Origin of the sequence: Natronomonas gomsonensis (assembly GCF_013391635.1) — an archaeon.
Lineage (GTDB): Archaea > Halobacteriota > Halobacteria > Halobacteriales > Haloarculaceae > Natronomonas > Natronomonas gomsonensis_A.
Genome location: NZ_JACAWU010000002.1, coordinates 1,227,293 through 1,240,968 on the forward strand (window position 1 = coordinate 1,227,293; position 13,676 = coordinate 1,240,968).

Sequence of the window (13,676 nt, forward strand, 5' to 3'; positions counted from 1 at the left end):
ACGGCGAACACGAAGCTTGTTCGCCCCAATAGCCGAATACATCTCTGACCACAACACTCATCATAGTTCGGTGGAAAAACCGAACCAACGCCGAGTTCGGTAATGGAGGCGAACAAATGCCCAAGAAGCAAGCCGACGCCATGTTCGTAGCCGTCATCGGGGACATCCGTGGGTCTCGGGAGCTCGCAGATCGGAGCGAAGCACAGCAGGAGTTCAAGCAGGTGGTCAACTCGCTGAACGACGAGTTCCCGGACAGATCCATCGCCTCCCAGTTCACCGTCACGACGGGCGACGAGTTCCAGGCGCTCCTGAGAGAGGCGACCGATGCCGTCGAAGCGGTGGTCTCGGTAAGCGACCAGTTCCACCCGGCTCGACTCCGGTTCGGCATCGGGGTCGGGGCGCTGGACACGCAGCTGAACCCGACCCAGGCGATCGGGATGGATGGCCCGTGTTTCCACCGGGCACGAGAGGCGATCGAAGCGGCCGAAGACGCGGGGGCGTGGGTCCGAGTCGATGGCTGGTCGAGCGAGCTAGTGGCCCACGTCAACGCGATGTTCGACCTGGTACAGTGTGTCCGTGAAGATTGGACGGATCGGCAGGCGCAGTTCGCGCGAGCCCTCAAAGCGGAGGGCACCCAGAAACGCGTCGTTGAGCGCTTCGATGTCTCGAAATCCACGGTGAGTGAATCACTGAGTTCAGGGCACGTCCAGGAGGTTCGCGAGGCCGAGGCGTCCCTCGGAAACCAGTTACAAGCGGCGCTCGAGGAGGAACGAGCATGAGCGGGTGGCTGACCGGGCTTGGCCCGGCGGGGACCGCGCTTGCACTGCTCGTGCTGGGCCACGTCCTCGGTGACTTCGTGTTCCAGACCGACGCCCTGGCGATGGCCAAACACCGCCTCCGGCCGTTACTCACCCACTGGGGCATCGTCTGGCTCGTCCACGTGGCCGTATTCGCACCGCTGTTGACCGTCCAGTCAGTGGTGGTCGTCGCGGTGATCGGGTTGCTCCATCTCCCCATCGACGCCATCTCGGCGCAGCTCCGCGAGCGCAAAGGCGGGTCGGCACTGCTGTTTCTCGGTGACCAACTGGCCCATCTTCTGGTCATCCTCGCTGGGTGGGCGTTGCTTGCCCCCGGTGTCTGGCGCCTCACACCGCTGCTGACCGGGGTTCGCGGCGTGACCCAGCTACCCTGGGCGGCGGTGACCACGGGAGCGGTCTACCTCGCGGTGTTCGTATTCGCCCACGAGGGCGGGAACGCCATCGTCCGTGGCGTGCTCCCGGACGAGGATCCGATCCCCGACTCGGAGGACGAACTGGAGGCGGGGTCGCTCATTGGGAGCCTCGAACGGTGGATCATCCTCTTCCTCGGCGTGGCCGGGCTGTGGGGCGCGGTCGGGCTCGTCGTGGCCGCGAAGTCGATCGCCCGCTTCGAAGAGCTGAAGAAACAGCCCTTTGCCGAGTACTTCCTCGTCGGCACGCTCACCAGTGTGCTCGTCGCCATCGCGCTCGTCGGGCTGGTGTCGGTCCTCGTTTGACGGGACGATTAATTGCAGGGTCGGGGGCGAAGCCGCTCGCGTTCAGCGGATCGACGTGGGCGAGCGAACAAAGCGATATTGCCCCTCACAGCGAGTTTGACTTGCTATTCAGCCGTTCGATGGCCCACAGCAGATAGCAACCTCACGGTGCTACGCCCGCTGTTGCGACCGTCGCTTGGACGTCGTCGCTACCGAGGTTGTGGCTGCGCGCGCAGCGACTGCGAGACGCGACCTCAGGGAGCGTCTCGTACTGTGCGATCGGTGAGCGAAGCGAGCCGTGAGCACGAGCGAGCACGGAGCGGTGGGTGGGGCGGTGGGCGTGGCGTGGTGGCCACAAAAAACGAAGGAGAGGACCCCTCAGTCGGCCTGCACCAGCCCCGGTAGCGCGTCGTTCGACAGCGACTGCAACCGTGCCTGCCCGATGTCGTGGACTTCTCGCGAGTAGCTTCGAATCTGGCTCTTCGACGTGGGGACGACCGTCGACGCCGCCGCGACCACCTCGGCTTGCGTCAGATGTTTCTCGCTCGTCAGCCGATCGGCTGCGTACACCGCCGCCCCGGCCATCGCCATCCGATGCGTGCCCGACCCAATGGCCTCCCTATCGGCCACTTCCAGCAGCCGCTCGCCGACGCGTACCAACTCGATCGCCGCCTCGACGTCGAGGACATCATCCAGCGCTGCGACGACCCGATCGACCGCCCGATCACGCACTGGTGGCGCTTCGACCTCGGTTTCGAGCCGGATCTTCCGCGCGCCGGCACACACTCGATCCAGCGACGCTTTCGCGTACTGGGCGACGTCCACCGGGTCGCGCTCAATGCCTGCGTTTCGGGTCGCTAACAGCATCGCCCCGGCCGCCAGCCCCTCCCAGGGCATCCGACCACCGGGAAGCCGCTCACGCTTGGCCGCTTTCAGGTATCGGCTCGCATCCGTCTGGACGTGTTCGGGAATACTGAGGTTCGCCCCGAGCATCCCGATATCACGCATCCCTTCGTTGAGTCGCTGGTTCCGCCGATTGTGCATCGTGAACCGCTTGTGCCGCCGCCGCAGTCGCTCCATCCGGTCTTTCCGCTCGGAACTCAGCTGATTGCCCTTCCCATCGGTGTTAAGGAAGAACGTCGTCACGAGACCCTTATCCACTCGGAGTTGGTTCGTCGGTTCACACGACCACTCACCGCTTCGATCGTCCGTCGTCGGTGCATGGTCCTTCAGCGTCGGCGTCCGATCCAGCGTCTCGACGGCGATGACGAGTCCACACTCGTCACACACCGACTCGTGGCCCCGCTGATGTACCCGGCCTTCACACTCCGGACACCGCGACTGCCACGACGCACCTCGCACGTCGACGACGCGCTCCGCGTCCGCTTCGTTCGTTTCCGATTCGACCGAATCTTCAAGTTTGATTACCTTCTTAGAATTCATTGGGTATTCTACCCCGAAGGCGCTCACCGAGCGCCCGACACCCCGTGTCCTATCACGGGTTTTTCCACAGCGACCGACCAGTCACGACTGCCTTGTGCGCTCTCGCTCGCGCCTTCGCGAGCGCCCCCTGGGCGCGAGCGAGAGCGCGCCACAGACGGGGAAGAAACAAGCCGCGCGCGAGCGACCTGAGCGGTGCGCTCGTCCAGCGGAGTAAGCGTCGTGGGGTGAGCACCCACTGGCGCGCAACCCCCGGCGCTTACCCGCTGGCGTCGAGACCAGATTCACTTTAGCCCGGAACGGGCGCTCGTGGTGCGGAGAGCGCCCGCACGCCCGGAATGGTCGGTCGCGAGAGCGCACCGCCAGCAGCGCCGAGCGCGGCGAACCGACCGCTTCGCACCAAAAACCGTCTATCCCGGACCAATTGGCTGACAACCGAGAGTGAGTGGCCAATCTATCGACGGATTAACCAACGTCTGAAGGACGTGTTGGTTAAGCCGATTGCTCGGCACGCATGAGTTGCTCGATCCCTTCATCGGCAAAGCCAGCCAGCGCTTCGACGTCGGCTTCAGTGCGGTCGACAGCAAGCCGGGCGAGGAGCTCGTCAAACGCCTCTCCGGGCCGCTTTACCTAAGTGAAATTCAGGTTTGAGCGGAACGGAGGCGAACGAACTCTCTCCGACCCGAAGCTTATTGTCTCGTAAGACGAGACACGTAACGTATGACGGGACAAAACGATGCAGTCGGCCAGACGGAACAGGCGACCGTCGGTCTCCCCATACCGACGCCGGAGCCGGATTTATTCCGCCATGCGGCGACCGACGACCTCCTCCGACTGTTACTCGAGAATCCCTATGAGCAATTCACCATCCGAGAGTTGGCTCGCCTCACCGACAACGCAGCCCAGTCGGTAAAACGCGCCGTCGATGTCCTCGAGCCTAACGATCTCGTCGTGACCGAAACAGAGGGTAACCGCCGTCTCGTTGGCATCAATCGGGCCCGCGTTTCGAAGCCGGATGATCCAGTTCTGCGGATTCCACAGGCGGGATTTCACCCGCCCGTCCGGGCTGCTCTCGACCGGCTCCAAGCAGAACTCGACGATGTCAAGGGCGTTCTCGTCTTCGGCAGCGTCGCTCGGGGGCAGGCCGACCGACAGAGCGATATCGATCTGTGGGTGCTGGCTGGCGACCGCGGCCAGCAGCACCGGGCCAACGAACTCGCGACGGAACTCGGGCAGGAACGATTCGACGGTGACCGCTACGAGTTCCAGATTCTCGTCGAGACACCGGACTCGGCCAGCGGGCACGGCAACCGCCTCGAAGACGTGTTCACCGACGCAATCACACTCGTTGATAGTGAGACGCTCCGGGAACTCAAGCGCGAGGTGCTGAGCGATGCCTAACGAACCGGACGCCCTTCTGGAGGCACTAACTCATACTGAAGACGCGTTCAGCGGCCAACTGGGACGGCCATAGTACGAAGCGGGCCTCGACTCGAACGACAACGACGCCGAAGTGATTCAGCTTCGCAGGGGCGTACCGGATACCGTGGCGAGGGTGGCGAGCCGATGGTGGAAGACCTGCGTGCACTCGGGATTTCCCCCGAGGAAACCGAGTCCGGCTCGCTCGCAGATTCTGAGACCTTCGAGTGACCACCGGACAGGATTCGATAGATGACCCGCGGCACGTTTTCCGGTCGGGATGTCGTGAAGGTCATGGCAGAAGGGGAGTCCACTGACAAGCCCACGACTTCAGTCGTGGGTCGCTAACTACTGGGCATATTCGAAGTCTTCAGCAAGTTCAGCTTCGGTGTAGTGTCGAGGGATTTCTCGTTCACCGAGGAGCGTATGGAACTCGCGTTTAGACAGCTCGGCTAACGCACGGGCTTTGCTAAACGAAAGAACATCGCGTGCATAGAGTGACACTGCTAACTCCTGCTTCATCGCCTTCGATCGCTCCCCTTCTGGAATTCGCAATGCTTCATACACCTCATCGTCAATTTCGAAGGTGGCGATAGATACATATTGGATTACACGATTCTTGAGTGTTTGGCCCTCAGTGCTGGCGCGACCGCGCACTTGAGATCGAGAAAGTGGGATCGCAAACAGTACCCGATCCGACGACCCAGTCACATCTGACTGCTGCCCAACAGGCCGACCGGCTGACGAGCGAGAACGTTCCTTCATTTCCATCCTCCAGTTCTCTCCGTAGCTCGACCGTGGCTGTGCGGGCAACGACAGTGAGACGCGACCGAAGGGAGCGTCTCGAAAGCGAACGGCGAGCGGTTCGTGGTCGACCGGAGGAAGACCACGATAGCGAGCGGGGAGCACCGCGACCCGCGAGCAGTGAGCTGTGAGCGCATGGAGGGCGGAATGCGTCGAGCGCGGCGAGCCGGTATGTAGACGTTCTACAGGTTTCAGTATTGAGTGGTTCGGCATTTAAGTAAGCGAATCAACCAATGCATTGGTTAGATATATAAGTACATGCGTTAACCAATGTACATGGCGCTATTGGCGAAGCCGGATAGAGAACGCGGATTCAACAAGGGACGAATCATCCGCGTCCTGTTGAATCATATGGGGGACGGTTTGACGAAGTACCGATTAGCCCAACTATCAGAGGCATCCGAGCCATGGACGCGGCAGTACACTGATCAGCTCGAAGAACAGGGCTTGCTCGAAGGGACTGAAGTCGTTGCACCTGAACGGCTGTACCGGATATGGTTGGAGCAACGGATTGAGCCCAACCACTTGGAAGTGTCACTCCAACAGCCGATGGATCTGCTAGCAGAGACTGACTTGCGGTACGCGTTGACGACATACCAGGCAGAGAATCTTCATCAGGGACTTCTCTTCACCTCGACGACTGACTTCTATATCGCTCCAGAAGAGATCACCGAGTGGCTTGCCATCATCGAGGACAATGGATTGCTAGGCGGTGGAAATACCCGAATCCGGGTGCTTGACGACCACGTCTTCTACAATCACCAGGAAGTCGATGGCTTCCCGACGGTGTCCATCCCCCAACTAATTCTAGATTTGCTAGCCGAAGGCGGGCCATGTGAAGAAGCCGCCGAGAAACTCATTGATTCGAATCATGGTGAGAACCAGTGGTGAGACAGTACTACGTCCCACAGGTGACGGAGCTCTCCGAACAAGAACTCCAGGCGGTATTCGAAACAGCTGAACCGCCGGTCTGTCTGCTCGGCGGTTGGGCAGTCCATCTTCACGTCTCCTCCGGGTTTCGCTCAGAACACGGCCGCGAATACATCGGATCACGAGACATCGACATCGGAATCCCCGTTGACGAGCAATTGGCTGGTGAGTGCCTTGCAGAAACACCGGTTGGTGAGTCTATCTCGGCAATCGAAGCGTTGGGGTACACGAAGAGCCGGTTTGGATTCGTCCAGAACTTCCTCCGCGACAGTCAGGAACGAGTTAGCGAAAAGGAAGCCAGCGAGCACGGTATGCACGAGGTGTTCCAGGTCTACGTCGATGTTATCCCTGACACGACCGCGTTAGACGGATTCCGAGACGTCTTCGGGTTCAAACCACCAGCGGAGCCACTCTTACGACCGGTATTCGAAGCGGACGGGGGTGAGCCGTTGGCGGAGTACGTATCGTGGTCACCGTCTGCCGGAAAGCTGATCGTCTCACCGGAATTGCTGGCTGCAATGAAAATCCGCTCGCTACCCGATCGAGACAAGAGTCATAAACGAGTGAAGGATGTCGCTGACCTCCATGCCCTCCTCTGGTACGTCACAGATTACACTGAGATGAAAGCCGGTGCACTGGAATACGTTTCCGACGCTGACGTGGATCACCTTACGGAAGCGTTAGACGACCAAGTATTCGAAAACGCTGCGACACTTCTCCAGATCGAACCGCAACTCATCAGTGACTCGATTGACCGATTACTCCTCTGACACCCTTCCACGACAGTAGTTATCCCTGAAAGGTCGGGTTTCCGCCCGCTACCTGTTACGCGTAGGGTTACGGATGCGGGCAACGACAGCGAGACGCGACCGAAGGGAGCGTCTCGAAAGCGAACGGCGAGCGGTTCGTGGTCGACCGGAGGGAGACCACGATAGCGAGCGGGGAGCACCGCGACCAGCGAGCAGTGAGCCGTGAGCGCGTGAAGGGCGGAATGCACCGAGCGCGGCGAGCCGACCGCTCCTCACCGAACGCCCGTCAATTCCCGCCCTGTTCACGAACGAGAGGGGACGACGAGGTGGATACGGTTTAACCAACAGACGGGATGAGTTGTTGGTTACACTGAAGAGGACGACTCAGTACAGTTAAGCCATCAGGAACCCGGAACCCAAGCAGCGAACACGGCTTAGGTACGCTTAAGCCCCAAATATGTCCAGCATAGCAAAAATATTACCACAGCGAATATGCAGGAGGATGCACCTGACGACGCACCGAACGCTGCTAGGGAATCGATGACGCGTCGCGAACGGATTCTGACTGCAGCCCAAACACTTCGGAAACCCCGGACTGCCTCGTGGATAGCCGAGGAACTTGACGTATCAGTAAAGACTCTCCAAGAGTACCTCGAGCAGCTCGTTGAGGATAACGTGCTCGGATGGATCGAACAAAATAGCCAGATCATGCCTTTATGGAGAATTTCGAAATTGAAACAGTACCATAACTGATAATATACATGTCTTCAGAAACCAGCGATAAATCGGGTAGAAACGAGCCGCGGACGGTTGTTGGCCGACATCGGGACGACCCTTCGCGAACGGTTAGCCTTCCAGATGGCGCCCTGGGAGCGGGCTGTTACGTCGAGGGTTCGGATAGCAATGTACAGACCGGGCTCTTGCAATCGTGGTGCGTCCAGTGGGCTGAAGCAGGCCACGGCTTCTGCTATATCCATCCGCGTGGCCCGGAGCCGTTCGACTTGCTCCGCCGGCTCCCAGCGGACCGGCTCGAGGACGTCATCTGGATCGATATTGACCGCAGAGAAACAGCGAGCCGATACAATTTACCGCCGTTTACGCGTGTCATCGTCAATCCGTTCGAATCCCGAAGCCAGGATACGGACCACTATTGCGTCGATCCCGTGACACTGCGAACCAGCGCGTATCTCGACGTTTTCACGGCGGAGGACCAGTTCAATTGGCTCTCGGGAGCGATCCTGCAGACGATACTGCCGAAACTCCTCAGCAGTACCGAGCGATACCTGGATGCCACGATGGCTCTGCGGAGAGCTGACCGGGAGAACAGCCCTCGCCCACTCGAGCGCTGGCTCGCAGAGAATGACGACGTCGCTACGCAATCGCGATATCAGTCACCGTTCAACCTCGCTTGCAATCGCGACCCGACGGTGTTCCCAGAGGCGTCGCTGCTGTTGGGGCTGCCGATGGATCCGTACCCGGAGAACCCGCTCAACGAGGAGACAACGTACGATCCGGCGAGGGCGGTCGAGAACGACAATATCGTGCTCGTAACGGGGTCGATCTCGGCTACTGAAGACCGACTCGATGACGACTCGCGTCGACTCGGTTCACGGCTACTGATTGCGGCCATCTGTGCGCGCCTGTGGGAAGGTGCACAGACCGCGAGTGCAGGGAGAGCCGCGTTCCCGCTCGTCGTCGAGGGTATCGACGAGATCGTAACGGGTGATGGCGATCTCTATCGGAAACTGGTCACGAAAACGGACACTTGCCCGCTCGCCCCCGTTTTCAGCGGCCCGGCGTGTCGTGAACTCCCGGAGCATCTCCGCATCGGGATTGACGAGTCCGTCGATACTCGGCTTGTCGTGGTTAGTAGCCGAGACTATGCGACGGTATCCGACGATGAGTCAGGATCAATCAGCGACGCGTTGCTGACGACGTCTCTCGATGCATTCGCCGACTACCTGAAGCGGGCAGAAGAGGCGTCGGTTGCGGAGGGAGCACTCTGTTGGCTGCGAACGGACGACGCGGGGGTCTTGGTCGGGATGGATGATCTGGATACCTCGATGACGCCGGTGGTTCCGGTTTCGATGCCGGAGACGCGTCAAAGCCACACGGGTGCGGCGGAGACGATAACGGCCAGCGTGAACCGCCACGGCGAAGAGAAGACGTTCTCGCTCCCGGAGTCGGAAAAACAGGCTCGCGACCAGTATCTGAATTGATCGAAGCAACTCGTAACCCGGATATCAATCCACCGCTGAGGATATGGCAGAATCGGTCACACGACACCGGCAAAGTGGTGATATCGGACGGTACAGAATGGCGCCGATGGAGTGGGTCCATTCGCGAGCTACCCCACCAGACGTAGATACATAATGCTTCCAAATTTCTTCAATTCGGAATCAGACACTGACAACGAGGATCGCATATATTTCGAGATCGAGCCGGCCGCAGAGCCGGGCGATCCGGCCATCATCGAACGCGCGGTAACGCGGTTGCATAGCGTGACCGAACTCACGCTGGAATGTCTCCTGATCGCCGACGGGAACGGCGTCGACTATTACATCGGAACTGACGCCGGGAACGAACGCCAGATAAACCACCTGCTACACTCGGTGTTCCCGGAGGAGACATCGATCAGGACCACGGAGCGACCGCCAATCGAAATCCTCGAGGATTTCGCACTATCCCAACCGGAAGACGAAGGGGTAGCGGACGAAGACGAAGACGAAGACAGAGCGACGGAGCCCGCTGTAGCGATTCAGTATCTCGGGTCAGCCGCCCGGAGCGGCGATTGGCAGATGCAACTACAGGCAGCGATAGACACCGAGCGGGACGCGATTCAATCGCCGCTGACGGGCATCGTCGATCGACTTGCGGCGACGCCACCCGGTACCGTCGCGGTCTTCCAGGCAGTGTTGAAGCCGTTCAAGGACTGGAGGGTCGACGAGGAGTTGCGTCGCGAGGACCTCCGCTGGCATGAGGACACTCCCGGCCAGCGGCTCGGGAGTTTTCTCTTCGGTTTAGAGGAGAGCACGGATCGCGACGACATCGCACGAAGCAACGCGCTACGCCTGGAGGAACTCGACGAGGCGGCCCCACGGAAAACATGGGCGATCACGGCGCGCCTCTACATCGCGGGCGATGACGCCGATGGGGTCGCGACGGATCTGGAGGGACCGTTCGGCGGCCTCGACGGCGACTATTACAGAGTGAGGCCGCTCCGCGTCGACGGCGAGGACGCCCACGACGTCCTCGAAGCCATTCGTGAGCGTAGACACCGCCTGGAACACGGCTTCACGCGCCGGCTCCTCCAGCGGATTCCCTCCACGTCGAACACTCGGCCGGTTGTCCACGCGGATCCGGAGTCAATGCCGGCGTTCTGGTTTCTCGACGGTGACGCCCTCACGCCGGAGGGCCGGCAGGCGCTAGATACGACGCACGGCGAACAGTCGGGTGTCACGCCGCCGAGCGACGACCAACTGGACCGCTACGACCAGGGGCTGACACTCGGCCGCCTGCTCGATGCCGACGACGAACCGACCGACCGGACAGTAGCGCTGCCGCCCGCCCTCCAGACGCTGCACGCCGCGTGGTTCGGGAAGACCGGCGCTGGCAAATCAGTCGGCATCACCCGCGGTATCTTCGACAACACCATTCGTACGGGCGGGCCCGATATCGTCATCGACTCCAAGGGCGACGGCATGGCCGAGGACCTCCTGAAAGCGCACTATCGCCGTCACGGCCACCTGGATAACGTCTACTACTTTGAATGTGACCGATTCGTCCCCGCCATCTCGTATTTCGACGTCAGCGACGACATCGAAGCCGGCGTCCCGCGAGCGACCGCCGTCGAGGACAAGGTCGACCACTACATCGAGATCCTGGCGGGCATCATGGGCGAGGAGGCCTTCCAGTCAAAGCGAGCGCCGGACATCATCCGGTATCTCCTGAAGGCGATGTACGACCCGGTTCACGGCAGCGATGCGTTCACCCAAAGCGAGTTCGACGCCGCCGTCAAGCGGATGACTCAGCGCCAATCGCCGCCCGCCGTCTCCGATCCACATCTCGAACGCATGCTCTCAGGTGTGGCCGCCGACCGCTCGGACGTCTTCCAGAGCGTCATGCAGGGCGTGAACGGCCGCATCGAGAAGGTCAGCCGTGACAGCCGCACCGCACGGCTCTTCGAACACACGCCACCCGAATCTGACGCCCAAACTGCTGCCGACGAATCCATCGAGGGTGGGCCGTCGTTCGATCTCGCGGACCACCTCGACGAGGACGCGGTCGTCATCCTCGATACAGGCGGGCTCCGAACCGAAGCCCAGCGCGCGCTCATCCTGGTCGTGCTCTCGAACCTCTGGGCGGCGCTCCGGAAACGCGAACGCCGACGCGACAAGCAGGCTGCGGCCGATGACCCGTCGCTCGTCAACCTCTACATCGAGGAGGCCGCCGACATCGCCGACACGTCGCTGATGAGCGACCTGCTCGCGAAATCCCGCGGCTTCGGGCTGTCGGTCACGCTCGCGATGCAGTTCCCCGCTCAGCTTCGGAATTCATCGCCCCGCGTCTACGACGAGGTACTGAACAACGTCTCCACGCTCGTCACGGGCAACGTTGGGCGTGACACGCCACTCGCCGAGCGGCTTGCGACCGACGCTATGCCACCCAGCGACGTTGCGAACCGCCTGCGTGGGCTCCGGCGCGGCCAGTGGCTCGCGAAACTCCCCGCGGGCTTCGACGACCCCGAACCGCGACCCTTCCTGTTGGCGTCCGCGGAGCCACCCGCGGGTCACCCGGCGAGCGACGAGCCGCTCTCGCCCGCTCGCCTGACCGCCTTCGACGCCGCACTCCACCTCTGTAAGGAACGCACCCGCGAGGACGCCGGTCTGACGATAGCTCAGCCAAGTACCGTCGCCGACGCCTCCCAAGCCGATGCGGACGCACCTGATAGCGACAACACGGACGAACGCGATGGACTGCGGCCGCGCGTCGACACGACGCTGCCCTACACGAAGCGATTGCCCGACCACGTCACGTACATAGCCGACCGTCACGCCCTGAAGTGCCTGGGCTGTGATACGAGATACGACCCTAATTCGGACGGCATGGCGCGCGTCCTGCGATGCTGTCCGAATGGCGAGATCGACTCTGACGATATCCCGATCTGTGACGTGACGCTGAAACTCACTCGCGAAGAGCGTCGCGAGCTAGATTACACGGACGGCCAACTCATGTTCCTCAAAGCCGTCTACAACGCCGCCCAGCTCCGCTATACGGAACCGACCTACGACCTCCTCACCGACAGCATGCTCCGGTTACGCGAATACGTCGGTATCGACGCCGAAGCCGTCGACGAACTGCTCGACGACGGCCTCCTCCGCCACGACACCGACCATCCCCACCGACTCTACACCGTCAGTTCCGAGGGCCGAAACCTGCTCGGCGAGGAATACCGCCTCGGCGTCGACCACGGCCACGCCACCGGCGACCTCGGCGAATCCACACAGCATATCATGGGCGTCGAGATCGCGCGGCGCTGGCTCCACCAGGAGTACGTCCGCGACCCGGAGTCGCCCGTCGAAACCATCGTTCCCTACTTCGAACTCGACGAGACAGTTATCGCCGACCACATCGACCGCGACGAAAGCGGTAACGCCAGCCGACTCGACATTGCCGGACTCGATGCAGATGGCGAGGTCGCCGTCTGCCTCGAAGTCGAACGCATCAACAACGACGTCGCCGAAGCCGTCCCCGCCGACTTCGATAAGATGGCCGCCTGCGACCCCGATGACGCCATCTGGGTCGTCATGTCCCAGTCGGCCGGCCACGACGTCCTCCAGGCGCTCAACAAGAGCGGCCGCGTCGAGAAAACCTACGCCGGCACCACACCTCCACAGCAGTTCCGGATCGACGAACCCGGCCTCACCGGTATGTACCCGATCACGTGGGTTCGCGATCGGCTAGCGTAGCATGAAGGGCCTGAAGTGTCGCCAGCAACCGACGAAAAACTCGCGGCCACCGAGAGCCGATTCGCGAGCAAAAAGATTCGTCGATTCGGCTCAACCAGATTCGAGTCGCCCCCAGCAATGACCGAATCGATGCCGTCGTCGGAAGCCTCGATACGGAGCGTATGAATACCATAGAGGATGCGTTCAAACTAAGTTTCGGCTTGAACTGAACCCGTTCAACCCCTGGCACTCAAAACGCCCCCGAAAATAACGGCGAGATTCTGGTATCGTACCCAACGGTAGTCTCTTCTCACAGAAAAAACGGATTCCAACAGCGCCAGATCATCATAATCGGCCTCATCGTCCGAAAGCCTGGGGTATCCCGGGTGTGACCCCGAGTTAGGAAAATGCATCTCGGTATCACTACTGGAATCCAAATCGCCTGCCTAGAACCCGCTAAACAGGAACTACAACGGAATAGTTGGAGTATGAATCCCGCGATGAAGCCTTATGAGAGCGCCTCCAATCAAAACCGCATGACTGCAGCCGATTATGAAGCACTATATCGCTCGCACCAACAGATATCGGACCCAAAGCCAGGAACTCCAGACAGACGAATACGGAGCCAAAACACCATGAGAGACGCTCTACTACGGTCTTGAGCGTCTCTGGTTGGGCCGACTAGTTCCCCTTTCGAACTGAACACGGACAGTATCTTGCGGACAGGCCACCGGATATGAACACTTGTTCTAGAAGCCAGATGCCTGGTTTCGACCGAGAGACCTCCTGAGACCGATTATGAACCATCTTGAAACTCGCGTAGTCCCAGCTCACCAGTTGAGCGAAAGCCAGGGGATCGGCTAGGAAGATTCG

Annotated in this window: 10 protein-coding genes; 8 read left to right on the top strand and 2 right to left on the bottom strand. The window is 60.8% G+C overall.

What is annotated here, in order from left to right:
• The first annotated feature begins 116 nt into the window (after positions 1 to 116).
• Complete coding sequence (locus HWX69_RS14805; RefSeq protein WP_178917836.1) at positions 117 to 779, top strand: SatD family protein; 663 nt, start codon at positions 117 to 119, stop codon at positions 777 to 779.
• Entirely contained in the window at positions 776 to 1,534 is a 759-nt protein-coding gene (locus HWX69_RS14810) for a DUF3307 domain-containing protein (RefSeq protein ID WP_178917837.1), read from the top strand. The genes HWX69_RS14805 and HWX69_RS14810 overlap by 4 nt, the downstream gene beginning before the upstream one ends.
• A gap of 357 nt (positions 1,535 to 1,891) precedes the next feature.
• Here the strand turns inward: HWX69_RS14810 and HWX69_RS14815 are convergent, their stop codons facing one another.
• Positions 1,892 to 2,956 carry a transcription initiation factor IIB family protein gene (locus HWX69_RS14815; protein ID WP_178917838.1) on the bottom strand — a complete coding sequence of 355 codons (1,065 nt, stop codon included), beginning with the start codon at positions 2,954 to 2,956 and terminating at the stop codon, positions 1,892 to 1,894.
• Positions 2,957 to 3,673: 717 nt separating this feature from the next.
• Here HWX69_RS14815 and HWX69_RS14820 point away from each other — a divergent pair.
• Positions 3,674 to 4,354 (top strand): nucleotidyltransferase domain-containing protein, encoded by a 681-nt coding sequence (locus HWX69_RS14820; RefSeq protein ID WP_178917839.1) that lies wholly within the window; start codon positions 3,674 to 3,676, stop codon positions 4,352 to 4,354.
• 366 nt (positions 4,355 to 4,720) lie between these two features.
• Here HWX69_RS14820 and HWX69_RS18405 read toward each other — a convergent pair whose 3' ends face one another.
• Positions 4,721 to 4,966, bottom strand: a complete 246-nt coding sequence (locus tag HWX69_RS18405; protein WP_178918355.1) for a UPF0175 family protein — start codon at positions 4,964 to 4,966, stop codon at positions 4,721 to 4,723.
• Between the two features lie 486 nt (positions 4,967 to 5,452).
• Here HWX69_RS18405 and HWX69_RS14830 point away from each other — a divergent pair, with 486 nt between their 5' ends.
• The 5 genes from HWX69_RS14830 to HWX69_RS18180 all read left to right on the top strand — a co-directional run bounded on the left by HWX69_RS14830 (position 5,453) and on the right by HWX69_RS18180 (position 12,824).
• Positions 5,453 to 6,067, top strand: a complete 615-nt coding sequence (locus tag HWX69_RS14830) for a hypothetical protein (RefSeq protein WP_178917840.1) — start codon at positions 5,453 to 5,455, stop codon at positions 6,065 to 6,067.
• A complete protein-coding gene (locus HWX69_RS14835) occupies positions 6,064 to 6,876 on the top strand; it encodes a nucleotidyl transferase AbiEii/AbiGii toxin family protein (RefSeq protein ID WP_348643030.1) in 813 nt (270 codons plus the stop codon). Before HWX69_RS14830 ends, HWX69_RS14835 begins: the two co-directional genes overlap by 4 nt.
• A gap of 471 nt (positions 6,877 to 7,347) precedes the next feature.
• Positions 7,348 to 7,608, top strand: a complete 261-nt coding sequence (locus HWX69_RS14840) for a DUF7342 family protein (protein ID WP_178917842.1) — start codon at positions 7,348 to 7,350, stop codon at positions 7,606 to 7,608.
• 410 nt (positions 7,609 to 8,018) lie between these two features.
• Positions 8,019 to 9,074: a hypothetical protein gene (locus HWX69_RS14845; protein WP_178917843.1), complete on the top strand. Its 1,056-nt coding sequence runs from the start codon at positions 8,019 to 8,021 to the stop codon at positions 9,072 to 9,074.
• A 282-nt stretch (positions 9,075 to 9,356) separates the two neighbouring features.
• Complete coding sequence (locus HWX69_RS18180) at positions 9,357 to 12,824, top strand: ATP-binding protein (RefSeq protein ID WP_178917844.1); 3,468 nt, start codon at positions 9,357 to 9,359, stop codon at positions 12,822 to 12,824.
• Positions 12,825 to 13,676 lie beyond the last annotated feature (852 nt).

Bases quoted from the DNA above. Each gene is read 5' to 3' on its own strand.
- HWX69_RS14830 (WP_178917840.1), top strand. From the start codon at position 5,453: ATGGCGCTATTGGCGAAGCCGGATAGAGAACGCGGATTCAACAAGGGA.
- HWX69_RS14810 (WP_178917837.1), top strand. From the start codon at position 776: ATGAGCGGGTGGCTGACCGGGCTTGGCCCGGCGGGGACCGCGCTTGCA.
- HWX69_RS14820 (WP_178917839.1), top strand. From the start codon at position 3,674: ATGACGGGACAAAACGATGCAGTCGGCCAGACGGAACAGGCGACCGTC.
- HWX69_RS14805 (WP_178917836.1), top strand. From the start codon at position 117: ATGCCCAAGAAGCAAGCCGACGCCATGTTCGTAGCCGTCATCGGGGAC.
- HWX69_RS14840 (WP_178917842.1), top strand. From the start codon at position 7,348: ATGCAGGAGGATGCACCTGACGACGCACCGAACGCTGCTAGGGAATCG.
- HWX69_RS14815 (WP_178917838.1), bottom strand. From the start codon at position 2,956: ATGAATTCTAAGAAGGTAATCAAACTTGAAGATTCGGTCGAATCGGAA.